We start from the raw sequence: 24,542 nt of genomic DNA on the forward strand, positions 1-24,542 counted from the left end.
GTGACGCGCTCCCTGCCACCGCCAGATGTGCTGTTTCGCCAGGGCGACTGGATGAAAACAACAACCCCTTTCTCAACATAAATGAAACGTCAGGGGAGTGGACGTTCTGCCACCATCACGGCGATACCGCCTCCTCCATCCCGGTCAAGGCGAGAATTCATCGGACCCCCTTCCCTGAACAGATATTCCAAGGGCGCGTGACAGCCGCTCGTGATGCCAAGAAAGGATGACACACTCCCGTAACATAGTGGTGCGACAAGGGGTGAAACAAAATTTCTTTTGTTCTTTTGTTACATATGATCCAGATCAATCTTTTCTGACACATCCCGACCCTATAATCGAGCCAGAAAACAGTTTACTAAGGCATGTAAATACCCCGTTATGGTGATTCTTGCCTTGACAAGGTGGCTATAATTGCCGGGCATTGCCAAGGTCTTACTAAACAGTTTTCAAATCATCAGGAGATAAACATGGCAGTAACCAATTTGGCTGAACTGGATGCACTGGTTGCCCGCGTCAAAGAAGCACAGCGTCAATTCGCCAGCTTCTCGCAAGAGCAGGTAGACAAGGTCTTCCGTGCCGCCGCCCTGGCCGCCAGCAACGCCCGTATCCCCCTGGCCCAGATGGCCGTGGCTGAATCCGGTATGGGTATCATCGAAGACAAGGTTATCAAGAACCACTTCGCCTCCGAATACATCTACAACGCCTATAAAGATGAGAAGACCTGCGGCATCCTGAGCCAGGACGACGAGATGGGCACCATCACCATCGCCGAGCCGGTAGGCATCATCTGCGGTATCGTACCGACCACCAACCCGACTTCCACTGCGATCTTCAAGGCCCTCATCTCCCTGAAGACCCGCAACGCCATCATCTTCTCCCCGCACCCCCGCGCCAAGAACTCCACCAATACCGCTGCCAAGCTGGTACTGGATGCAGCCGTGGCTGCCGGTGCGCCGAAAGACATCATCGGCTGGATTGATCAACCCTCCGTCGAACTCTCCAACGCCCTGATGCGTCACGACGACATCAACCTGATCCTGGCCACCGGTGGCCCGGGCATGGTGAAGGCCGCCTACTCCTCCGGCAAACCCGCCATCGGCGTGGGTGCGGGCAACGTGCCCATCGTCATCGACGAAACCGCCGACGTGAAGCGTGCCGTCGCCTCCATCCTGATGTCCAAGACCTTCGACAACGGCGTGGTCTGTGCCTCCGAGCAGGCTGTCATCGTGGTCGACTCCATCTACAACCAGGTCAAGGAGCGTTTCGCGACCCACGCTGGCTACATCCTCTCCAAGGACGAAGCGGACAAGGTGCGTAAAGTGCTGCTGATCAACGGCGCCCTGAACGCCGACATCGTGGGCCAGCCTGCCACCAAGATCGCCGCCATGGCCGGTGTGACCGTGCCTGCCACCACCAAGATCCTCATCGGTGAAGGTCTGGAACTCTGCGCGGAAGACGAGTTCGCTCACGAAAAACTCTCCCCGACGCTGGGTATGTTCCGTGCCAAGAACTTCGAAGAAGCCGTCGAAATGGCCTGCGACATGGTCAACATCGGTGGTATCGGCCACACCTCCGGTCTCTATACCGACCAGGATCGCAATGCCGACCGCATCAAGTACTTCGGCGACAAGATGAAGACCGCCCGTATCCTCATCAACACCCCCTCCACCCAGGGTGGGATCGGTGACCTGTACAACTTCGCGCTGGCCCCGTCCCTGACCCTGGGTTGCGGCTCCTGGAGTGGTAACTCCATCTCCGAGAACGTCGGTCCCAAGCACTTGATCAACAAGAAGACAGTCGCAAAACGGGCAGAAAATATGCTGTGGCACAAACTTCCGAAATCCATCTACTTCCGTCGTGGTTCCCTGCCGATCGCCCTGGGCGACCTGGAAGGCAAGAAGCGCGCCATGGTGGTGACCGACCGCTTCCTGTTCAACAACGGCTATGCCGATGAAGTGGTTCGCCTGCTCAAGAAGCTGAACATGGAAGTGGAGATCTTCTACGAAGTGGAAGCCGACCCCACCCTGTCCGTGGTCCGCAAGGGCGCCGAGATGGCCAACTCCTTCAAGCCGGACGTGATCGTCGCCCTGGGTGGTGGTTCACCCATGGATGCCGCCAAGATCATGTGGGTCATGTACGAGCACCCGGACACTGCGTTCGAAGACCTGGCCATGCGCTTCATGGACATCCGCAAGCGTATCTACAAGTTCCCGAAAATGGGCGTGAAGGCCGAACTGGTCTGTATCACCACCACGTCCGGTACCGGCTCTGAAGTGACCCCGTTTGCGGTCGTGACCGATGACGCCACCGGCATGAAGTACCCGCTGGCCGACTACGAGCTGACCCCGAACATGGCCATCGTGGATGCCAACCTGGTGATGGGCATGCCCAAATCCCTGTGTGCCTTCGGTGGTATCGACGCCGTGACCCACGCCATGGAAGCCTATGTCTCCGTGCTGGCCAACGAATACTCCGACGGTCAGGCGCTGCAAGCCCTGAAACTGCTGAAGGACTACCTGCCCTCCAGCTACATCAACGGCGCCAACGACCCGGTTGCCCGCGAGAAGGTGCACAACGCCGCCACCATCGCCGGTATCGCGTTTGCCAACGCCTTCCTGGGTGTGTGCCACTCCATGGCCCACAAACTGGGTGCGGAGTTCCACATCCCCCACGGTCTGGCCAACGCCCTGCTGATCAGCAACGTCATCCGCTACAACGCGAACGACAACCCGACCAAGCAGACCGCGTTCTCCCAGTACGACCGTCCGCAGGCTCGCCGTCGCTACGCCGAAGTGGCTGACCACCTGGGCCTGACCGCTGCCGGTGACCGTACCGCCGCCAAGATCGAGAAGCTGCTGACCTGGCTGGACGAGCTGAAGGCTACCCTGGGGATCCCGGCGTCCATCCGCGAAGCCGGCGTGAACGAAGCGGACTTCCTGGCCAAGGTAGACCAGCTGGCCCTGGAAGCCTTCGATGACCAGTGCACCGGCGCCAACCCGCGCTACCCGCTGATCACCGAGCTGAAAGCCATCCTGATGGACACCTACTACGGCCGTCCCTTCATCGAGGAAGCCCCTGCTGCCGCCCCGGTTGCAGCCAAGGTCGACGCCAAGGTGGACAACAAGAAAAAATCCAAGGCCTGATAAACGCCACGGATGACAAGAGCCCGCGCACATGCGCGGGCTTTTTTGTTTGTCTATCTGTTTAATTTTGCTAGCTTGTTGATAGGCAAATTCGACAGAAGAGCTAGTCCATGGCGCTGATACAGGCCTCCATCGAGCAGTTGAGAGTCGGCCACTACATCCATCTTCCCACGGGATGGACGAGCCACCCTTTCATGTTCAACGCCTTCAAAATCAAGGACCAGCAGCAGCTCGACATCATCCGCCACCTCGACCTGACCCTGCTGATGGTGGATCCCGACAAGAGCGATCTGCCGGTAGAGCCCCTGCTGCGGGCCGAACCCGTTCCCTCTCTTGAGATGAGCGACACCGGGAATACCACCTCCTCTTCTGAGGGCCCCACCTTCGACGAAAAGGCGTTCAGGCGCTCCCTTCGCATCGCGGACAAGGCGTTCGGTCAATCCCTGTCAGATCTTCGCGACGCCCTTGGCGCCCTCAACCTCAAACCGGACGAAGGCCTGGCCAATACTGCGCAGATAGTGCGCAGCACCGCCGCCCGTCTGGCAGAACACCAGGGGCCGCTCGGTCTGCACCTCATCCGCAGCCAGAACACGGATACCCTGCTGCAACACAGCCTGAGCGTGGCCTTCATCGCCATGCTGGTGGCACGGGAGCTTGGCATGAATCCCGTCGAGATCGAGGAGACCGGTCTGGCGGGCCTGATCCACGACATCGGCGAGCTCAGGATCCCGAGCCAGATCATCCAGAAGCGGGGGGAGCTCAGCAAGGCGGAGCAGAATTTCCTCAACATGCACCCCCAGTACGGACTGGTGATGCTCAACCAGTTGCAGGCTTTCGAACCCAGGATCCGTGAGGTCGCCTACCTGCATCACGAACGCCTCGATGGCAGCGGTTTTCCCCTCGGGATCAAGGGCGACAAGATCCCCCCCCTCGCCCGCCTCATCGGGCTGGTGGATCACTATGACGAGCTGCTTCACCCGCGCAGCGGCCTCAACCCGCCGGGGCCCAGCCAGGTGATCGGCCAGCTCTACAAGCTCTCCCAGAAGAAGTTCGAGCAAACCCAGGTCAGGTTGCTGATAAAGGTGCTGGGGGTCTATCCACCGGGTTCCCTGGTGCGCCTGGATGACGATGCCCTGGCCCTGGTGCTCTCCACCGAGCCCAGCATGCCCCTCAGACCCAAGGTGCTGCCCTACCTCAAGGGGCAGCGGCCGGAAGGAGTGGCCATGATCGATCTGCGGGAAGATGCGCGAAGCATCGTCGCCAGCCTCAGACAGGAAGAGCTGGACGACGCGCAACGCGCTTTTTTCGGTCTGGGTCGGCGGGTCTGTTACTATTTCGCCTTCTGAGTTATCCCCAGAAGCTGGGGATAACTCATTGGACAAACCTGAATAATTGCTCAGGTCCCCTCGAAATCGTCCACCATTGGAGCTGGATAAAAAACGCCCAGCCGATGGCCGGGCGGAGCATGCCACCTCCGTGTGGCGTATCCGGTGGATACCTTCATGCTCGCATCAACAATATCAAGCGGGCATCGATTACACAAATATCAATTTAACGTGCTGATTTTATATGGTTTTATTTTTCCATTCTGGCAAACTGCCGCAGCGTTCAGCCCGCAGCCCGCATCAAGACGGGCTCAGGCTCACCCTGCGTCATGACAACGCCCGGCTCCGGCGTGGTGTTTGAGGAAGCTTTTTTATGCAACTAGTCCTCTCTCTGCTCCAGCAGATGAGCGTCAGCCTGGTCATCGCCTACCTTTTTTCCAAAAGCCCCCTGTTGCGTCCCCTGGCCAACTACTCCGTCAGGCTGCCCCACAAGGTGCTCATCTATGTCATCTTATCCTGCTTTTGCATCCTGGGAACCTATGTGGGCCTCGACATCGATGACGCCATCGCCAACACCCGGGCGGTCGGTGCCGTACTGGGGGGACTGCTGGGCGGCCCCCTGGTGGGATGCCTGGTGGGGCTGACCGGCGGCCTGCACCGCTATACTCTGGGGGGGTTCACCGATCTCGCCTGCGCCATCTCCACCACCTGCGAGGGGCTGTTGGGGGGGCTGGTGCACTGGCGGCTGATGAGGGCAGGCAGGGTCAATGACCTCTTTGCACCCAGGGTCGCCTTCTTTACCACCTTCGTGGCCGAGATCATGCAGATGGTGATCATCCTGCTGGTCGCCACCCCCTTCGACAAGTCCCTGCTGCTGGTGCGCACCATCGCCACCCCCATGATCCTCGCCAACTCCTGCGGGGCGGCGCTCTTCATCAGCATGATCCGCGACCAGCAGCGGATGTACGAAAAGTTCTCCCGGGTCTTCTCCGCCAAGGCGCTCACCATCGCCAACCGTACCGTCGGCATCATGAGCCAGGGGTTCACTCCGGAGGCCAGCGGCAAGATAGCCCATATCGTTCAGGAAGAGACCGGCGTCGGCGCCGTCGCCATCACGGACACCGACAAGATCCTCGCCTTCATCGGCACCGGAGAAGATCACCACAAGCCGGGCACCCCCATCACCTCGGCGATCACCCTGCAAGCCATCGCCCAGAACAAGGTGCTGTTCGCCGATGGCAACAGCCAGCCCTATCGTTGCAGCATCTCCCCCCAGTGCCAGCTCGGTTCCGTGCTGGTGATCCCCCTGCAGGGTGACGAGGGGGTGATCGGCACCATCAAACTCTATGAGCCCAAGAAGCGGCTCTTCCTCAAGATCAATCACACCCTGGGAGAAGGGATCGCCAACCTGTTGTCCCAGCAGCTGCTGGCAGGCCGCCTGGAGCAGCAGCAGCGCCTGCTGGTGCAATCCGAGCTCAAGCTGGTACAGGCACAGATAAACCCCCACTTCCTGTTCAACACCCTCAACACCATCAGCGCCATTACCCGCCGCGATCCGGGACGGGCACGGGAGCTGCTGCTGCACCTCTCCCGCTTCTTTCGCAACAACCTCAAGCGCCAGAGCGGCCTGACCACGCTGCGTGAGGAGCAGGAGCACTGCCTCTCCTACCTGGAGATAGAGCAGGCCCGCTTTGGCGAGCGGCTCACCGTCATCAACGAGATCCCGCCCCACCTTGCCGAGGTGCAACTGCCGAGCTTCACCCTGCAGCCCCTCATCGAGAATGCCATCAAGCACGGCATCTGCTCCCTGCTGGGAGAGGGGCGACTTCGCCTCTTCGCGAGGGAAACCCCCGAGGCGATCACCCTTTGCGTCGAAGACAACGCCGGGGCCTGGCAGCCATCCGGCCAGGGGGATGGCCTGGGGATGAGCCTGGTGGACAAGCGCCTCAAGAGCGCCTTTGGCGAGCGCTATGGCATTGACGTCCAGTGGGAGCCGGAGCAATGGACCCGGGTCTCCCTGACACTCCCACGACAACCCCGCACCACCGCCAAGGAGATGACATGATCCGCACCCTGATCGTCGATGACGAGCCCTATGCCCGCGAAGAGCTGGCAGAGCTGCTGGCCAGCGATCCCGACATCGAGATCCTGGGCATGGCGGGCAACGCCATCGAGGCGCTCGGCCTCATCCAGCAACTCAAGCCGGATGTGGTGTTTCTCGATATCCAGATGCCCAAGCTCAGCGGCATGGAGCTGGTGGCCATGCTCGATCCCCTGCCCCGCATCGTCTTTGTCACCGCGTTCGACGACTACGCCATCCAGGCGTTCGAGGAGAACGCCTTCGACTACCTGCTCAAGCCAGTGGAGCCGGCGCGCCTCGCCAAGACCCTGGCGCGGCTCAGGCAGGACATCACCCCGCAACCGGTCGGGACCCTGGCCCCGACCATCCACCATATCCCCGGATACCTGCACAACCGGGTACGGCTGCTCCCAACCTCCCAGGTGGAGTACGCCTTCTCCGATCTCGGCGGCGTCCATGTCGCCTGCCAGGGCGAGCTGTTTCACACCCAGCTCACCCTCAAGTCCCTGGAGGAGAAGACCCCGTTGCTGCGCTGCCACCGCCAGTATCTGGTAGCCCCGACCGCCATCTTCGAAATCCGGTTGCTGGAGAATCAGCTGGCGGAGATCGTGACCCCGAGCGGGGCCCGGGTACCGGTCAGCCGCCGCTACCTCAAGGAGCTCAAAGACGAGCTGGGACTGGAATAAAACGGTGCGCGATGTGCGCCGGATCACAGCGGGCAACCGCTCGGGTCGCCATGTCGCCGCTCACCCTCTTTCACCTGCCGTTAACAGAAGTCCCCACCTACACTGGCTGCGCACACCAAAAAATAACAAAGCAGGAGCGTAGCAATGATCTGGTTCTTCCTCTGTGTCGGCTTGTTGATAGCCGGCTACTTCATATACGGCAAATTCATCGAACGGATATTCGGGCCCAAACCCGAGTTGAAGACCCCCGCCATCACCATGGCGGACGGGGTGGACTATGTCCCCATGTCGGACAAGAAGGTCTACCTGGTTCAACTGCTCAACATCGCAGGCGTCGGCCCCATCTTCGGCCCCATCCTGGGTGCCCTCTATGGTCCGGTCGCCATGCTCTGGATCGTCTTTGGCTGCATCTTCGCCGGTGCGGTCCACGACTACTTCTCCGGCATGCTGTCGGTACGCGCCAGGGGCGCCTCGGTGCCGACCGTGGTCGGTGAGCACCTCGGCACCGCCGCCAAGCACTTCATGAACCTCTTTGCCGTGGTGCTCCTGATGCTGGTGGGCGTGGTCTTCGTCCTGAGCCCGGCGGGCCTGCTCGCCAACCTCACCTCCACCGATCTGGTCTACTGGATTGCGGCCATCTTCGCCTACTACATCCTCGCGACCATCGTCCCCATCGACAAGATCATCGGCCGCTTCTACCCCATCTTCGGTGCGCTGCTGGTCTTCATGTCGGTCGGCCTCATCATCGGCCTCATCGTCTCCGGCAAGGGCTTCTACAACACCGGGATGGACTTCTCCAACCTGCACCCGACGGACCTGCCGCTCTGGCCGCTGCTGTTCATCACCATCGCCTGTGGTGCCGTCTCCGGTTTCCACGCCACCCAGTCCCCGCTGATGGCGCGCTGCATGCAGAACGAGAGCTCCGGTCGCTTCATCTTCTACGGCGCCATGATAGGGGAAGGGGTCATCGCCCTCATCTGGTGCACCCTGGGTCTCTCCTTCTACGACAGCACCGAGGCACTCAACGCCACCCTGGCCAGCGGCGGCCCCTCTGCCGTGGTGCACGAAGTCTCCACCAGCCTGCTCGGTACCGTGGGCGGCATCCTGGCAATCCTCGGTGTGGTGATCCTACCCATCACCTCCGGTGACACCGCGTTTCGCAGCGCCCGCCTCATCGTGGCGGACTTCCTGAACCTGACCCAGAAGCCCATGGCCAAGCGTCTGCTCATCGCCATCCCCATGTTCATCCTTGGCTTCATCATCTCCAAAGCCGAGTTCGGGGTGATCTGGCGCTACTTCGGCTGGGCCAACCAGACCACCGCCGTCATCATGCTGTGGGCTGCAGCCGCCTACCTCATCAAGGAAGGCAAGCTGCACTGGGTATGCACCATTCCCGCCATCTTCATGACCGCAGTGGTCATCACCTACCTGGCCAACGCCCCCATCGGTTTCGGCCTCGAGATGAATGTTTCCACCATCATCGGTCTGGTGAGCACCGCCCTCATCACCCTCGCCTTCCTGGTGAAATTCAGGCCCTCCCAACTGAGAGAGGCCAAGGAGAGCTGAGGCATCAGCTTCTCTTCATGACAAGAGGCCCGGCATTGCTGCCGGGCCTCTGCTTTTTGTGGTCACTCTCTGGCGGGGGGCTCGGCGGAATCGGGCGCCCGGGCCGGCGCCTGATACCACTGCTCCCTGGCCACCAGCACAGCCTGTTCCGGCTGGGCAATGAAGTTGGGGGACATGATCTGCACCCCGAACTCGTTGAAGACATCCTGAATATGGCCATGGAGCTCCGTCTTGACCACCGCAGGGAGTTCGCTTGCCTTCATCCTCACCTGCAACTCGTACTCCACATACCAATCCTGCAGATGCAACTGCCGCACCAGGGGAGCTTCATCCTGATTGAGCCGGGTGCAGCGCCGCGCGGCCAGCTCCAGCATGGCATGTACCTGACGCCAGGGGGTGTCATAACCGATGGTCACCTTGGTCAACAGGGCCACCCCCTTCTCGCCCGCCAGCCGTGTCAGGTTCACCACCTTGCCCCCCACCACCACTGCATTGGGCAGCGTGACCTCGTGATCCTGGCGCGTCACCAGCTTGGTCGAGAGGGCATTGAGCTCGCTCACCATCCCCTCCACCTCGCCGATCTGCACCAGATCCCCTGGCCGCAGTGCGCGGGAGTAAATGAGCACCAGGCCGCTCATGGCATGGTTCATGATACCGGCCGATCCCAGTGTCACCATCAGACCGAAGAAGACGCTGATCCCCTTGAAGGCATCGGAATCCGCACCCGGCAGATAGGGGTAGGCCACGGTCAGGGCAAACAGCCAGATCACCACTGACAGCAGTCGCCGGGTGGCGCCTATGGTCTCGGCGTGCAAACCCTGCACCCGAAACTGGCCACGCTCGATGCGGTCGAAGAGGATGGCCAGCATCTTGATGAAGAAACGGGTGATGACCACGATAAGCAGCACGGTTACCAGACCGGGCATGGCGGCAATCATGCCCTCCAGCATGTCGCCACACAGGGCAAACAGGGATTCCCCAAGCTGATAGCTCCAGGCCCGGGTCTGGGGGAACAGGCCGAGCACATAGGTCAGCCAGCCATAGGTGAGCATGAAGATGAGCAGCAGCGTGATGAGGCCGAGCAAGCGGACCTCGACATTCCCGGTGACCTGGCGCCAGGAGTGGGGGACCAGCCCCTTCTGCAGCAACAGGCGGTTGGCCAGCCACTTTCTGACTCGCCGATGCCCCCGCTGCAACAGCCAGATGAGGCCGAAGAAGATCAGGCTGACCACCACCGCCAAGCCGACGGCTCTGAGCAAATAGGGGGTCGAGTGCAGCTCGAGATACTTGATGCGCACGCCGTCGAGCCGATGCAGGACACGTTCGGCCGCCTGATCCAGGGTCAGCTCGTCGAATTCATCAAGGTCCCCTTCCAGCAGCACCAGAATGCGCTTGCCATTGACCAGAAACTCCCGGCTCTCCTGGCCGTGTCGACTGCCTTTCGTCACGGCCACAGGCGTCATGAGGTCGCTTGGCTCCATCCGCTGAACTCGCTCATGGGCCAGCCGTACCCTGGCCGCCCCATCCAGGTTGCCATATTTAGCCGTCAGCATGACGATGGGTTCATGAAGCAGGACCAGGGTCTGTGCCAACTCCTGCTCATTGGGCTCCATTCTGGGTTCGGCGGTCCAGCCGAGGCGGGACCACAACAGGCAGATCAGCAACAGGCCAAGCCGCCATCCTTTGCCACTGCACCATTCGTTCATCAGGTTCACCTCTCACCTTGCCCGGGCATCCATTGCTGCTTGATTTTATCTAACCAAATCAATTTTGTGTGTTAAATGAGCAACCGATGAACCATGCCTGTACCGCCACACCAACTCTCCGATTGCAGACTTGCACCGACGGCATATGCTGTCATTATTGCCGAAGCCTCGACTCGACAATCGAAGCATTGTTAGCGACTCAGACGGGAGAAATCGATGGTACTTGACTACATTGCCCTGGGGATCCTGGTGTTTGTCGTCTTGGTCATGTTCTATGGCATTATCGTCATTCACGATATTCCATATGAAATTGCCAAGCACCGTAATCACCCCCACCAGGACGCCATTCACGTGGCAGGCTGGGTCAGCCTGTTCACCCTGCACGTGCTCTGGCCCTTCCTCTGGATCTGGGCCACGATTTATCGCCCCGATCGCGGCTGGGGCTTCTCGCAACGCCTACAACATGACGAAACAGAGATCAGCGCACTCAAAGAGGAGCTGGCCGCACTGCAGGCTCGCATGGCCACGCTCGAACAGACCGACAAATAGGTAACGCCCCATGGACCTGCTACTTATTCTCACCTATACGGCCCTCTGCATAGGTATTTTCAAGATCTTCAAGATCCCGCTCAACAAGTGGACCGTGCCGACCGCCGTGCTGGGTGGCGTCATCATCATCGGCACACTCATCATGCTGATGAACTACAACCCCCCCTATTCCGAGCTGGCTCGCAACTATTATGTCTCCACCCCGGTCGTGCCCCTGGTCAAGGGACGAGTCACCGACGTCCCGGTCAAGCCCAACCAACCGGTCAAGAAAGGGGATGTGCTGTTTCGCATCGACGCTGAGCCCTTCCAGGAGAAGGTCGCCAGCCTGACGGCGCGCCTCGCCTCCAACACCGATTTTCTGAAGGCTCTGGACGCCCGCCTGCGCTCCGCCAGCCTGGACAGGGATCGCGCCCAGGAGCTGATGCGACGGGGCATCGGCAAACAGCGCGACCTCGACGTCACCCAGGCCAACGTGGATGACATCGTCGCCCAGATAGATCAGCAAAAAGCGACCCTCAATGACCTGAGTGCCCAGCTCAACATCGCCAAGTACGATCTGGAGCAGACCGTGGTCTACGCCCCGAGTGACGGTCATGTCGTGCAACTGGCATTGCGCCCGGGCATGATTGCCGCCCCCTTCATGTTCCGCCCCGTGATGACCTTCATTCATGAAGATGCCAATGCCTATGTCGGCTGGTTCTGGCAGAACAGCATGCAGCGGCTCAAGGCGGGTGACGAGGCCGAAGTCGTGCTCGACGGCATCCCGGGTCGCATCTTCAAGGCCAAGGTGCAGTCCGTTATCCCGGCCATGGCACCGGGCAACATCCAGGCACAGGCAGGTCTTATCGATCAGACTTCGGCTCAGGTACCGGGTCGCCTGCCCATCGTGCTCGAGATCACCGATCCCGAGTGGGCAAACTACCAGGTGATCGCGGGCTCCAGCGGTCAGGCCGCCATCTATACCGAGCACTTCCACCACGTGGCCATCATGCGCAAGATCCTGATGCGCATGGGTAGCTGGCTCAACTACCTGTTCCCCTTCCACTGAGGTCCCTGACCTGCACGGGCCGGCATCTTGCCGGCCCGCTTCCTGTCAGCACGCCCCCCTCACTGCATTTTCCCTGCAAGATCCCTATAATGGCGCCACCTTGCGCCACAACCGTTCCCCATGTTCGTTCTCAGACCCTATCAAACCGACGCGGTCAACGCCGTCATCAGCCACTTTCGCAAACACCCGGATCCCGCCGTGGTGGTGCTGCCCACCGGGGCCGGCAAGAGCCTGGTGATCGCCGAGCTGGCCCGCAAGGCCCGTGGCCGGGTGCTGGTGCTAGCTCACGTCAAGGAGCTGGTGGAACAGAACCACGCCAAGTACGAGGCCTGGGGACTCCGGGCCGACATCTTCGCCGCCGGGCTGGATCGGAAGGAGGCGAGCGCCCAGGTGGTGTTTGGCTCGGTGCAGTCGGTGGCGCGCAATCTGGATGCCTTCGACGGGGCTTTTTCGCTGCTCATCATCGACGAGTGCCACCGGGTCTCGCTCGATGACGACAGCCAATACCATCAGGTGATCGAGCATCTCAAGGCCGCCAATCCGGCCCTCAAGATCCTCGGGCTCACCGCCACCCCCTATCGGCTGGGGCTGGGCTGGATCTACCGGCGCCACTACCACGGCATGGTCAAGAGCCACGGCGAGCGGCTGTTCGGTGACTGCGTGTTCGAACTGCCCCTGCGCTTCATGGTGAAAAACGGCTACCTGACCCCGCCGCGCCTGGTGGACGCCCCCATCGTCCACTACGACTTCAGCAAGCTGGTGCCGCGGGAAAACGGCCTGTTCAGCGAGGCGCAGCTCAACGGCGAGATCAAGCGACAGGAGCGGGTCACCCCCCATATCCTGAGCCAGGTGCTGGAGTATGCGGCCGACCGGCAGGGGGTGATGATCTTCGCCGCCACCGTCGAGCATGCCCGGGAAATTCATGGCCTGCTCGGTACCAGAGGCCAGCAGGCCGCCCTCGTCACCGGCGAGACACCGGGACCGGAGCGCGACGCTCTAATCAGTGCCTTCAAGGCGCGCGAGCTCAAGTTTCTGGTCAACGTAGCGGTGCTCACCACCGGTTTTGATGCCCCCCACGTCGACCTCATCGTGATGCTGCGCCCCACCGAATCGGTGTCGCTCTATCAGCAGATTGTGGGACGGGGCCTGCGCCTCTCACCCGGCAAGAGCGATTGCCTGGTGCTCGACTACGCAGGCAACAACTTCAACCTGTTTGCCCCCGAAGTGGGGGAGCCCAGGCCCCACGCCGGCACCGAGCCGGTTCAGGTGCCCTGCCCCGCCTGCGGCTTTGCCAACACCTTCTGGGGCAAGACCGACGAGGATGGCAAGGTGATCGAGCACTATGGCCGCCGCTGTCAGGGACTGTTTGAAGATGACGAGGGCAACCGCGAGGAGTGCGACTACCGCTTTCGCGCCAAGATCTGCCCCGGTTGCGGCGCTGAAAACGACATCGCCGCCCGTCGCTGCCAAAGCTGTGACCAGCTGCTGGTGGACCCTGACGACAAGCTCAAGGAAGCCCTCAATCTCAAGGACTGCATGGTGATCCGCTGCGCCGGTTTGACCCTGAGTGCCGGGCGCGGCAAGCAGGGGGAGCGGCTGGAGGTGACCTACCACGACGAGGATGGCCTGACCCTGACAGAGTACTTCCCCTTTCACTCCCGGGGTGCACAGCGCTTGTTTCAACAACGCTTTGTGCGTCATTATTGGCCCGCCCCGGGCCTGGAGCCCGAATTCACGACCCTGGCGAGCGTGATGCTCGCGGCAAACCAGTTCCGTCACCCGGATTTCGTCATCGCCCGCAAGTCGGGACGCTTCTGGCAGGTGAAGGAAAAAATATTCGATTACGAGGGGCGTTACCGGACTGCCAACGCCCCGGCCTGACCCCATGGCAGGCGATACCCGGCAGTCACCCGGTTTGATTATCGGGGCGGTTTCTGATGCCGCCCTTTCGTTCAGTTAGAGGATCCTATGCAGCGGCTGTTGATTGGTTTTTGTGCTCTCTTTTCTCTGGCGGTCCACGCCGCCCCGCTGACCCCGCCCAAGGGGGGCCAGTACGCCGTCATCGTACAGGGCAACAACGGGGTGGAATTTGCCCGTCACGCCGATGACATGATAGCCCCCGCCTCCACCATGAAGGTGCTCACCGCGCTCGCTGCACGCCTCGAACTCGGTGCCGACTTCCGCTTCGCCACCGACATCCAGGCCCAGCCCGGCGCCAAACAGGGCACCACCATCAACGGCGACATCTGGATCAACTTCGTCGGCGACCCGACCCTGTCGCGCATGGATCTGGTTGCCCTGTTCAAACAGTTGGGCGTCACCCGCATTCAGGGCAACGTCTATGTCAACACCGGTGCCTACAACGGCTATGAGCGTGGCAACGGCTGGTCCTGGGGGGATCAGACCCTCTGCTTCGCCGCTCCCGTCTCCTCGGTCATCATCGACAAGAACTGCGCCTACGGCACCATCACCGCCACCCAGATTGGCAAGCCTGCGGTGGGCAACGTGGCCACCGGCGTGCCCATCGGCATCGGCGCCGACAACGTGGAGGTGATGAGCTATGGCGACATGGCGCGTCAGTTCTGCGCTCTGGAAGTAGACATGGCCAAGGGCAACTTCTACGAGCTCAAGGGCTGCATCACCCCGAACAAGGAGCCACAAGGGCTGCGCTTTGCCATCCATGACGTGGAGGCCTGGGGCTGGGACAACATCCGCTGGGCCATGAACCGCGCCGGGATCAGCCACGACGGCCTGCTGCGGGTCACCCATCAGGCCCCTGTCGGTGCCCAGACCCTGGCGACCCACTACTCTGTCTCCCTGCCGGTGATGCTCGCCAAGATGTTGAAAAAGTCCGACAACCTCTACGCCGATACCTTCCTCAAAACCGTGGGGCGTCACTACTACAACAAGCCGGGCAGCTATCGCAGCGGCACCATGGCGGTGCGCGCCATCCTGACCAAGCACGGCATTGACCTTGGCAACGCCACCCTGGCCGACGGCTCCGGCCTCTCCGCCCACAATCTCATCAGCGCGCGCCAGATGTTGTCGGTGCTTAACTTCATCCAGAAGAACGATGCCGAGCTCGACTTCATCAAGCTGCTGCCAAGCTCCCAGGTAGACGGCACCCTGGCCTGGCGACGCAGCGTCACCGCTCCCATGATGAAGAACAAGGTGCACGCCAAGACCGGTACCATCACAGGTACCTCGAACCTCGCCGGTTTCATCGACACCGCCGGTGGCCAGCGCAAGGCCTTCGTGATGTTCCAGCGCGGTCTCTCCCAGGATCCGGCAACCCACGAGCGCTACCGCGCCAGCAAGGCGCCCTGGCCCTGGACCGTCTTCGAAAAAGGCGTGCTGGAGAGCATCTACCAGCAGCAACCCATCCAGATCGTCGAGCAGTGATAGACGGGCTGCCTTGCCGGCAAGGCGGCCCGATTCCCCGGCCTTGGGGGACGCTGGCGCCATCATCAGCAGCGGGCGCAATCGGAGATGGCGAACGGAAGCATCGCAATTTTCAGCTTTGACTGACAGGGCGCCACGGCTATGCTGTGCCCAGCCTCATCTCAATGGCCTTCTTCAACGGCTTGTTTAATGGAGAGAAAAGATGTTTGTAGAGATTTTTGGTCGTCCCGGTTGCCCCTATTGCGTGCGTGCCAAGCAGATTGCCGAGCAGCTGACCGAGGAGCGCGATGACTTCGAGTTCCGCTACGTGGATATCAACGTGGCCGGGCTGACCAAGGACGATCTCGCCGCCAAGGCGGGCAAGCCGGTCACCACTGTGCCGCAGATCTTCCTGGATGAGCAGCACATCGGCGGCTGCACCGATTTTGAGGCCTATGCCAGAGCCAATCTGGGTCTGTAAGCCCCGACACCATGAAAAAAGGCGCCTCTGGCGCCTTTTTTCATGTCGCCAAGTCTGCCTCAGGCCACCGGCGTGAAGCGGCTCACCACCTGTCCCTGATGTTCAATCCACTCCATGAACATGGCGACGGGGCGGGCATAGACCTGACCATCCTGTTCGGATTGATAGATCACCAGCTGCTCCTGGGTTTCGGTGTGCAAGGCCAGGGCCAGAACCTGGTAATAGCCCCCCTTGAAATGGCGGTAGCGACCGGTGGCGGGTGCCTGCATGAGTGAACCTCGAGAGCGGAAAGATGAGCCCCCGTGCCTGCATGCTCCCCTGGCAGACCGACGGGTCGGGGCCTTTTTTACCCCAGCCAATCGTGCCAGATGGGGGAGATATTTCAATACACTCATGTTGCTTTATGAATCTGCTCCTCATCTTTCACTGATCTACCAAAGAGAGGCAAACGATCATGCTGAATTTAACATTTCAACAACCCTGTTTCAGGGGCAAATATCAGGGATTTATTCCATAAATTAGATTGTTCTAGCATTCAATTCTGTGAAGAATAGGGGCAGAGAAATTTGATACTAAAAACAGCTTTTCTGCCAACGTGCCCCACGGGGAAGGAATCACGCTCACCATGTTCACTATCGACAAGTCGCACAAGCTCGACGATGTCTGCTATGACATCCGCGGCCCGGTGCACAAAGAAGCTCGCCGTCTCGAAGACGAAGGTCACCGCATCATCAAGCTCAACATCGGCAATCCGGCCCCGTTTGGCTTCGAAGCACCGGAGGAGATCATCAAGGATGTGATCCTCAACATGCCCCAGAGCCAGGGCTACTGCGACTCCAAGGGGCTGTTCTCGGCCCGCAAGGCGGTGATGCAGTACTACCAGCAAAAAGGGATGCGCAAGGTCGACATCGATGACATCTACATCGGCAACGGCGCCAGCGAGCTCATCGTGATGGCGATGCAGGCGCTGCTCAACAACGGCGACGAGATGCTGGTGCCCTCCCCCGACTACCCGCTCTGGACCGCGGCCGTCACCCTCTCCGGCGGCCATGCGGTGCACTACCGCTGTGACGAAGGGGCTGACTGGTATCCGGATCTCGACGACATCCGCGCCCGCATCACCCCGCGCACCCGCGGCCTGGTGCTGATCAACCCCAACAACCCGACCGGCGCCGTCTACGGCAGCGAATTTTTGCTTGAAGTGATCGAGATCGCCCGTCAGCACAACCTCATCATCTTCGCCGACGAGATCTACGACAAGATCCTCTACGACGACATCTCCCACACCAGCGTCTGCACCCTGTGCGACGACGTCATGGTGGTGACCTTCAACGGCCTCTCCAAGGCCTACCGCGCCTGCGGTTTCCGCCAGGGCTGGATGGTCATCACCGGACCCAAGGGTCGTGCCAAGGGCTATATCGAGGGGCTGGAGATGCTGGCCTCCATGCGGCTGTGTGCCAACGTGCCCATGCAGCACGCCATCCAGACCGCCCTTGGGGGCTACCAGAGCATCAACGAGCTGATCCTGCCGGGGGGCCGCCTGCGTCGCCAACGGGACAAAGCCTGGGAGCTTTTGAACGAGATCCCTGGGGTCTCCTGCGTCAAGCCCAAGGGGGCGCTCTACATGTTCCCGCGCCTCGACCCCAAGGTGTACGACATTCGCGACGACCAGAAGATGGTGTTCGACCTGCTGCAGCAGGAGAAGCTCCTGCTGGTGCAAGGCACCGGCTTCAACTGGCCTGCACCGGATCACTTCCGCCTGGTGTTCCTGCCCCGGGAAGAGGAGCTGGAAGAGGCTATCGGCCGTCTCGCCCGCTTCCTCAAGGGCTACAAGCAGTAAGCAAGGCTCATGAAAAAGGCTCCCGCGGGAGCCTTTTTGTTGTCTGTCGTTTTCTATCCGCGCCATCAGCCGTGCAGCAGAGCCCCGGCCACCAGTACCACCATGGTGATGAGAGCCGCCCCGATGATGAAGGGCAGCACCCAGCGCACGAAGCGATCGTAGGGGATCCTGGCGAGCGCCAGCCCCGCCACCAGGTGAGCGGCGGTGGGGGCGAACAGGTTGATCCAGCCGGAGGCGGACTGATAGGCGGTGATCACCAGATCCCGCGAGATGCCGGAGAAGTCCGCCAGCGGCCCCATCAACGGCATGGAGACGGTCGCAAGCCCCGAGGTGGAGGGAATGAAGAAGCTCAGGATGATGTGCACCAGATAGGCCATCAGGATGAAGACCGACGACGACAGCCCGCTCACCAGTCCCTCGGCCCAGTGCAGTATGGTGTCGATGATGACGCCGTGCTCCATCACCACATAGATGCCGTGCGCCACCGCCACCACCAGGGCAACCCCGATGAGATCCCGCGCCCCGTTGAGGAAGGTCGCCACGTAGTTGGACTCCGGCATCCGGTTGATGAGGGCAATCAGGATGGAGGCGCTGAAGAAGAGGGTGGAGAGCTCGTCAAACCACCAGCCCAGGGTGGGCAACAGATCGATGCCCAGATCCGACCAGGGCACCACCGCATAGATCATCAGCAGGAAGGTGCCGAAGAAGACCAGCATGGTGAGCTTCTGCTTGCCGCTGAAGGCGAGGTTGCCGCTCTTCATCTGGGAGAACTCGTCGTCATAAACGATATCAGCCAGCACGGAGCGGGACTTGTCCTGCTGCACCTGCCTGGCGTAGCGCATCACGAACCAGGAGGCGAAGATCACCAGCAGCAGCCACTGGATGACCGTAGCCCTATCCCCTCACCGATGGGGATACCCGCGAAACCGGAGGCGATGCCGGTGGCAAACGGATTGACGGTGGAGGCGAGCACCCCGACCCCGGAGCCGAGCAGGATGATCCCGGCCGCCACAATGCGATCGAAGCCCGCCGCCATCATCACCGGCACGATGAGTGCCCAGAAGGCCACCGTCTCCTCCGCCATGCCGAAGGTGGAGCCACCCAGGGCGAACAGGGCGATCAGCACCGGGATGAGCAGCCGCTCGCGCCCGGCGAAGGTACGCACTATGGCCCCGACCCCGGCATCCAGCGCACCGCTCTGCATGGTCACCGCCAGAAAGCCGCCGATGATGAGTACGAACAGTGCTACGTCCGCCGCCTTGTGAAAGCCCTGGATGGGCGCCTTGAGCACATCGAATACCCCCTGGGGTTGGGAAGGGAGCTCGGTGTAACTGCCGGGTACCGGCAGCAGTCGCTCGTCACCGCTGTAGTCGGCCACGGCCGCTGCCGCCACCGGCTGCTGGGTCTTGGCCGTCACATAGTTGTATTTGCCCGCCGGCAGCACCCAGGTGAGGGCCGCCATCAGGGCGATGATGATGAAAAGCAGGGTATAAACCGTCGGGAGCTGGCGCTTCTTGGGCGCCTCATGGGATGTGGTCATGACTTTCGTACCTCGGCGGTGCCGTCTGTGATCCGGACAGCGCAAGCCTAGCGGGTTTGTTCGGGGAAAAAGGTGATCGCGGATAATAAACCTGAGGCAACAGGTTGAGTCTGCTGCAAAAAAACAGGGCCCCGCAGGGCCCTGTCTGTGCTGGTGACCGACTTACAGCTCGACCACGTCGAATTGCACGTCCGGATTCACGTCCGCATCGTAGTCCACCTCGTCCAGACCGAAACCGAACAGGCGCAGGAACTCCTGCTTGTAGCCGGTGTAGTCGGTCAGTTCACTGAGGTTCTCGGTGGTGATGGAGGGCCAGAGATCACGGCAGGTCTGCTGCACGTCTTCACGCAGTTCCCAGTCATCCATGCGGATGCGTGCCTGCTCGTCCAGCGCCATGTCGGCGCCGTACAGGCGGGTGCGCATCATGCGGTCCACCTGCTCCATGCAACCCTCGTGGATGCCCTTCTCCTTCATGATCTTGAAGGCCATGGAGATGTAGAGCGGCATCACGGGAATGGCAGAGGAGGCCTGGGTCACAACGGATTTGAGGACGGCCACGTGGGCGGTCCCCCCCTTGGCGGCCAGATCGCCACGGATCGCGGTGGCGGCACGGTCCAGATCTTCCTTGGCTCGGCCCAGGGTACCATGCCAGTAGATTGGCCAGGTCAGGTCGGTACCGATGTAGGAGTAGGCCACGGACTTGGCACCGTCAGCCAGCACACCCGCATCGCGCAGAGCCGCCATCCACAGTTCCCAGTCCTGGCCGCCCATGACGGTGATGGTGCTCTGGATCTCTTCCTCATTCGCCGGCTCGACGGTGGCGGTGATGATCTGATCCTTGTTGGTGTCGATGGCGGTGGAGGTGTAGACCTCGCCGATGGGTTTGAGGGCGGAGCGCACCACTTCGCCGGTGTCCGGCAGCTTGCGCACCGGAGAGGCCAGGGAGTAGACCACCAGATCGATTTGACCCAGATCCTGCTTGATGAGCTCGATCACCTTGGCACGGCACTCGTGGGAGAAGGCATCGCCATTGATGCTCTTGGCGTAGAGGCCGGCCTCTTTGGCGGCCTTGTCGAAGGCGGCGGAGTTGTACCAGCCGGCGGAGCCCGTCTTGGTCTCGGAGCTCGGCTTTTCGAAGAAGACACCGATGGTGGCAGCTCCGCTGCCGAAGGCTGCGGCAATGCGGGAGGCCAGACCATAGCCGGTGGAAGCGCCGATCACCAGCACCTTCTTGGGGCCATTCTCGATGGCGCCCTTGGCTTGGGTGTAAGCGATCTGGCGACGAACATTGGCTTCACAACCAACCGGGTGGGTGGTGGTGCAGATAAAGCCGCGAACCTTGGGTTTGATGATCATGTGTTGTCTCTTATCCGTTTGATGGATGAAATCGGGGCATAAGATACCTCATTGCGGCCCGTTATGGTGCTCTGATGTGTTGAACTGCGGGGAAACAGGCAGGGATCCGTCGCTTTGTGCCGCCATGGCACACCCATTGCGCAGGAGATCTCCCCGCCATGGACCAGAGAGAGGCGACGTGAGGACCGGAATGTCACACCCGGAACGAGGCCGTTGTCTGACCTTGCGCCATGTACTAGTGTGCAAGGAAGAGGATTCAAGGAGGAGTCTATGTCACGCATGCTGGTCATCTCTCTCGCCTGCCTGGGGCTTGCCAACGTCCCCGTTGTCCAGGCGGCTGTCTATCAATGCGCCCGCGATGGGCAGATCACCTTCAGCGACATCCCCTGCAGCAGCGACGCCAAACCCATGGTACTCAATGTCTATACCCCCTCCCCCGAGGCGGTGGAGCAGGCGGCCAACCAGACCCGGGAGATAGAGCAGAGCCTGGCGAACGGCCAGAAACAACGCCAGGCCGAGGCTCTGCGCACCGAGATCGAGGCCAAAAAGCAGAAGATGAACAACGAGATGACCCAGATCACGGAGAACAAGGCAAGATCCCGCAATGTCTCCGCAGAGATGCAGTCGGTCACTACCCGATATCAGAAAGAGATTGAGTCCCTGAACCAGAAACTCTCTACCTTGCAGGCAAAATAAACACTCCCTGTTTCGGGACAGAAAATATACCGAAGCGGCAATGTCGTCACGGGTTCACACATGCCGGATATCCAAAAACTCACACCCTTGGCCGTTTATTTCTCACACCAGAGAGTCAGATAGCGGCTTTTTCCCGATCCCCGTAGCCACCTAATTTCACCGCGTTCCAGAAGACTCAACTTTATCCCCACCGAGATCCCTGACGTGCCACAGGGTTCATACGAGGGCGATATATAGGGGCATCGTGACAATTGTCAGTGCCAAAAGAGGCGCCTTCATGCCAATATTCCCTGGGGCCCAAAGCGGTCCACGAGATAAATAACCTTGGTACGAGACCCTACAATTAAGAAGCTATTTATCAACATTGAAAAATAAAAAGTTAATTTGAGTACGATGACGACTCATCAGGACGCAATGCTATTGTTAATTTACTCATATTTGGTCGTTATCCCATTCAAGGGTCTCATGGAGGAGCGCTGTCATGTTCTGGAATCAAAAAGCAAGCAAGGAAGCCAGTGAGCAAGCGGCAAGGGTGGTGGAGCTGGGGGCATTTGAACAGGCTATCCAGTTGCAGGTCCCCTTCGTCCAGTTCACCCCGGCGGGAGTGGTCACCTTCGCCAACGCGCTGTTTCTCAAGATCGTGGGATTTGAACGTGACGAGGTGATCGGCAAGCATCACAGCACCCTCTGCTTCCCCGACGACGTCAATACCCGGGATTACGAGACCTTGTGGCAGGATCTGCGCCACGGCGTCTCCCGCAGCGGCCGCTTCATTCGCCAGTCGAAATCCGGCAAGGCCGTGTGGCTGGAGGCGACCTATTTCCCCATCGTGATCGACGTCAAGGTGGTGCGGATCGCCAAGGTCGCCTCCGACGTGACCCAGCAGCAATCCACCCTGGAGCGCACCCAGGCCCTGCTGGCAGCCCTGGACAAGTCCCTGGCGGTCATCGATTTCCAACCCGATGGCACCGTCATCACCGCCAACCAGAATTTCCTCAACTGCTTTGGTTACCGGCTGGAAGAGGTGGTCGGCAAGCATCATCGTCTCTTCTGTGACACCGAGTTCTACCAGAACAACCCCCATTTCTGGCAGGATCTCGGCTCGGGTGACATCAAGTCCGGGCTTTTCATGCGTCTGGGTCACCGGGGGGAGAAGATATGGCTGGAGGCCACCTACAACCCCATCTTCAACCACGAGGGCAAGGTGGTCAAAATCATCAAGCTGGCGAGCGACATCACCGAGCGGGTGGAGAAATCCATCTCCACCCGGGAAGCGGCCCAGAAGGCGTGTGCCATCGCCAGCGAAACCGTCGCGAGCGCCGCCAGGGGGCGGGAGGTCATCGACAGGGTGCTCGACACCTCCTCTCACATCAACACCTCGGTCAATGCGGTCAGCAAACAGATAGAGCAGCTCAACCAGCAATCCAGGAGCATCGAATCCATCATCTCCACCATCAGCGGCATCGCGGATCAGACCAATCTGCTGGCCCTCAACGCGGCCATCGAGGCGGCCCGCGCCGGGGAACAGGGACGGGGATTCGCGGTCGTGGCCGACGAGGTGAGGCAACTGGCGGCGCGCACTTCCAGCTCCACCAGCGAGATCGTCACCGTCATCAAGCACAACTCGGAGATCACCTCCCAGATCACCCAGACCGTCTCCGTCGTCTCCGACAAGGCGGTGGCAGGTCAGGAGCAGGCCACCATCATCGCCGACGTCATCAAGGAGATCATCGAGGACGCCAACTCGGTGTCGGACACCGTCAAGAGCCTCTCCATCTGAGCGACAGCTGCCAATGACAACGGGGGGCCCAGGCCCCCCGTTGTCATTGCTGTCCGCCCACCCGACACCCGCTCAGCCATCCCCCAGGAGATAGTGTCTGGCTTCCTCGTCCGCCAGCGCGAGGGCGATGTCCCATAGCGCGGCGATGCAGAGCCCCTCCTCCCCCACAGCTTCCTCTTCCAGCGCCTCCAGGGCTCTGGCATCGGCCAGGGTAAAGGGGGGATGGTTCAACAGGCTTTTGGCCGCGGCCAGCAAGTGCATGTCGCTCATCGGTCGGCTCCTTCTTAGACAGCGTGTTTCCCTGCCCAGACTGTAGCCCAATGACGGCGACTCATCCCCCGGTGGCGACTGCCTGCGCACGCTTCCTGCCGGACGGCAGTTGGCCCACCCCGATGCCGGCCAGCACGGCGGCACAGGCCACCCATTGCAGGGCAGTGAGCGTCTCTCCCAGCAGCAGATAGGCGAGCAGCAGGGTAAAGACCGGTATGAGGTTCACATAGGCAGCCGCCAGGGTCACCTTCACCTGGGTCACCGACCAGTTGTAGAGCAGGTAGGCACCAAGTGTCACGAAGGCGCCGAGGAAGAGGATGACCCCCATGTCCTGCCAGGCCCAGCTCGCGGGCCAGGGCGCACTGAAGGCAAAGGGCGCGAAGAAGAGCATGCCGACGAAGGCCTGCAACGCTGTCAGTGTCATCACGCCGTAGCGGCTGGAGAGCTTCTTGAATACCACGGAATAGGTGGCGGCGCAGAGCATGGCGCCCATCTCCAGGCTGTTGCCGAGCAGGGCGTTGGGGGCGAACTCGTCTGCGCCCTCCCCCAACCCCAGCAGGGCGATGCCAACGATGGCGATGGCAAAGCCCAGCAGCTGGCGGCGACTCACCCGCTCTCCAAGCAGCACGAAGGCCACCAGAGCCACCATCAGGGGAAGCAGGGCACAGACCATACCGGCCTGGCCGGCACTGGTGTAACGCAGGGCGTTGACTTCAAGAAGAAAGTAGAGGCAGGGCTCAAGCGCCCCCATCAGGGCCAACCAGCGCCAATCCCCCTTCTGGTAAGTGACGCGGCCAAGCTGGCGGTAGCAGAGCAGCCAGCAACAGGACGCCACCCCCATCCGCATGAAGAGCACCTGACCGAAGGACCAGATTTCCAGCACATGTTTGAGGGCGATGAAGGAGCTGGACCAGAGCAGCATGGCCAGGGTCAGCGTCAGGGCGGGTAAAGGGCGCACAATGCCTCCATCTTAAATGCGAAAGGGGACTCCCTCCGACGTAGGTGGGAGGGGAATTTCGCCGGGGCGTCAGCCCCGCTGGTTTTGAATGTATTGCTTGATCACCTCCAACGGTGCTCCGCCGCAAGAGCCCG

General features: G+C 60.8%; 18 protein-coding genes and 3 pseudogenes. 14 read left to right on the forward strand and 7 right to left on the reverse strand.

The genetic code is table 11. The annotated features are described in order from the left end of the window. The first annotated feature begins 470 nt into the window (after positions 1-470). The 5 genes from adhE to HKD46_RS12110 all read left to right on the forward strand — a co-directional run bounded on the left by adhE (position 471) and on the right by HKD46_RS12110 (position 8,803). Positions 471-3,146 carry a bifunctional acetaldehyde-CoA/alcohol dehydrogenase gene (gene adhE / locus HKD46_RS12090; protein ID WP_069652659.1) on the forward strand — a complete coding sequence of 892 codons (2,676 nt, stop codon included), beginning with the start codon at positions 471-473 and terminating at the stop codon, positions 3,144-3,146. A gap of 110 nt (positions 3,147-3,256) precedes the next feature. Beyond that, entirely contained in the window at positions 3,257-4,492 is a 1,236-nt protein-coding gene (locus tag HKD46_RS12095; protein ID WP_171865463.1) for an HD-GYP domain-containing protein, read from the forward strand. Between the two features lie 352 nt (positions 4,493-4,844). Further along, entirely contained in the window at positions 4,845-6,536 is a 1,692-nt protein-coding gene (locus HKD46_RS12100) for a sensor histidine kinase (protein ID WP_139700323.1), read from the forward strand. Next, a complete protein-coding gene (btsR, locus tag HKD46_RS12105; RefSeq protein ID WP_039038988.1) occupies positions 6,533-7,237 on the forward strand; it encodes a two-component system response regulator BtsR in 705 nt (234 codons plus the stop codon). Before HKD46_RS12100 ends, btsR begins: the two co-directional genes overlap by 4 nt. A gap of 144 nt (positions 7,238-7,381) precedes the next feature. Then, positions 7,382-8,803: a carbon starvation protein A gene (locus HKD46_RS12110; protein WP_171865464.1), complete on the forward strand. Its 1,422-nt coding sequence runs from the start codon at positions 7,382-7,384 to the stop codon at positions 8,801-8,803. A 62-nt stretch (positions 8,804-8,865) separates the two neighbouring features. Here HKD46_RS12110 and HKD46_RS12115 read toward each other — a convergent pair whose 3' ends face one another. Next, positions 8,866-10,509, reverse strand: coding sequence for a mechanosensitive ion channel family protein (locus tag HKD46_RS12115; RefSeq protein WP_029314351.1), 1,644 nt, complete (start codon positions 10,507-10,509; stop codon positions 8,866-8,868). A gap of 216 nt (positions 10,510-10,725) precedes the next feature. Here HKD46_RS12115 and HKD46_RS12120 point away from each other — a divergent pair, with 216 nt between their 5' ends. From HKD46_RS12120 to HKD46_RS12140, 5 genes are all read left to right on the forward strand, one after another. Continuing rightward, positions 10,726-11,058 (forward strand): DUF3302 domain-containing protein, encoded by a 333-nt coding sequence (locus tag HKD46_RS12120; protein WP_104452765.1) that lies wholly within the window; start codon positions 10,726-10,728, stop codon positions 11,056-11,058. A gap of 10 nt (positions 11,059-11,068) precedes the next feature. Then, entirely contained in the window at positions 11,069-12,106 is a 1,038-nt protein-coding gene (locus HKD46_RS12125) for an HlyD family secretion protein (RefSeq protein WP_171865465.1), read from the forward strand. Positions 12,107-12,226: 120 nt separating this feature from the next. Then, a complete protein-coding gene (locus HKD46_RS12130) occupies positions 12,227-13,987 on the forward strand; it encodes a DEAD/DEAH box helicase (protein WP_171865466.1) in 1,761 nt (586 codons plus the stop codon). Between the two features lie 87 nt (positions 13,988-14,074). Further along, positions 14,075-15,508: a D-alanyl-D-alanine carboxypeptidase/D-alanyl-D-alanine-endopeptidase gene (dacB, locus tag HKD46_RS12135; RefSeq protein ID WP_042017206.1), complete on the forward strand. Its 1,434-nt coding sequence runs from the start codon at positions 14,075-14,077 to the stop codon at positions 15,506-15,508. 202 nt (positions 15,509-15,710) lie between these two features. After that, the gene (locus tag HKD46_RS12140) at positions 15,711-15,968 is read left to right on the forward strand and encodes a GrxA family glutaredoxin (protein ID WP_010674029.1); all 258 of its coding nucleotides are present in this window, start codon (positions 15,711-15,713) and stop codon (positions 15,966-15,968) included. 59 nt (positions 15,969-16,027) lie between these two features. Here the strand turns inward: HKD46_RS12140 and HKD46_RS12145 are convergent, their stop codons facing one another. Continuing rightward, a complete protein-coding gene (locus HKD46_RS12145) occupies positions 16,028-16,237 on the reverse strand; it encodes a DUF1653 domain-containing protein (RefSeq protein ID WP_010674028.1) in 210 nt (69 codons plus the stop codon). Between the two features lie 356 nt (positions 16,238-16,593). Here HKD46_RS12145 and HKD46_RS12150 point away from each other — a divergent pair, with 356 nt between their 5' ends. Continuing rightward, positions 16,594-17,808 (forward strand): pyridoxal phosphate-dependent aminotransferase, encoded by a 1,215-nt coding sequence (locus HKD46_RS12150; protein ID WP_005302243.1) that lies wholly within the window; start codon positions 16,594-16,596, stop codon positions 17,806-17,808. A 65-nt stretch (positions 17,809-17,873) separates the two neighbouring features. Here the strand turns inward: HKD46_RS12150 and HKD46_RS12155 are convergent. Both HKD46_RS12155 and fabV read right to left on the reverse strand, forming a co-directional pair. Further along, positions 17,874-19,348 (reverse strand): annotated as a pseudogene (locus tag HKD46_RS12155) (YfcC family protein). 162 nt (positions 19,349-19,510) lie between these two features. Next, positions 19,511-20,704: an enoyl-ACP reductase FabV gene (gene fabV / locus HKD46_RS12160; RefSeq protein WP_041212832.1), complete on the reverse strand. Its 1,194-nt coding sequence runs from the start codon at positions 20,702-20,704 to the stop codon at positions 19,511-19,513. A 270-nt stretch (positions 20,705-20,974) separates the two neighbouring features. Here fabV and HKD46_RS12165 point away from each other — a divergent pair, with 270 nt between their 5' ends. The 3 genes and pseudogenes from HKD46_RS12165 (at position 20,975) to HKD46_RS21390 (ending at position 23,180) form a co-directional block, all read left to right on the forward strand. Continuing rightward, positions 20,975-21,400, forward strand: a complete 426-nt coding sequence (locus HKD46_RS12165; RefSeq protein WP_043156375.1) for a DUF4124 domain-containing protein — start codon at positions 20,975-20,977, stop codon at positions 21,398-21,400. A gap of 481 nt (positions 21,401-21,881) precedes the next feature. After that, positions 21,882-22,640: pseudogene (locus HKD46_RS21385) on the forward strand (PAS domain-containing protein); the annotation flags it as partial. 108 nt (positions 22,641-22,748) lie between these two features. Continuing rightward, complete coding sequence (locus HKD46_RS21390; RefSeq protein WP_256094419.1) at positions 22,749-23,180, forward strand: methyl-accepting chemotaxis protein; 432 nt, start codon at positions 22,749-22,751, stop codon at positions 23,178-23,180. A gap of 72 nt (positions 23,181-23,252) precedes the next feature. Here HKD46_RS21390 and HKD46_RS12175 read toward each other — a convergent pair whose 3' ends face one another. From HKD46_RS12175 to HKD46_RS12185, 3 genes and pseudogenes are all read right to left on the reverse strand, one after another. Next, a complete protein-coding gene (locus tag HKD46_RS12175) occupies positions 23,253-23,450 on the reverse strand; it encodes a hypothetical protein (RefSeq protein ID WP_161470688.1) in 198 nt (65 codons plus the stop codon). 61 nt (positions 23,451-23,511) lie between these two features. Continuing rightward, the gene (locus HKD46_RS12180) at positions 23,512-24,408 is read right to left on the reverse strand and encodes a DMT family transporter (RefSeq protein WP_049636405.1); all 897 of its coding nucleotides are present in this window, start codon (positions 24,406-24,408) and stop codon (positions 23,512-23,514) included. A 69-nt stretch (positions 24,409-24,477) separates the two neighbouring features. Next, positions 24,478-24,542: pseudogene (locus HKD46_RS12185) on the reverse strand (IS200/IS605 family transposase); the annotation flags it as partial.

The organism is Aeromonas sp. TW 6 (assembly GCF_013168745.1).
In the GTDB taxonomy this organism is placed as follows: Bacteria; Pseudomonadota; Gammaproteobacteria; order Enterobacterales; family Aeromonadaceae; genus Aeromonas; species Aeromonas caviae.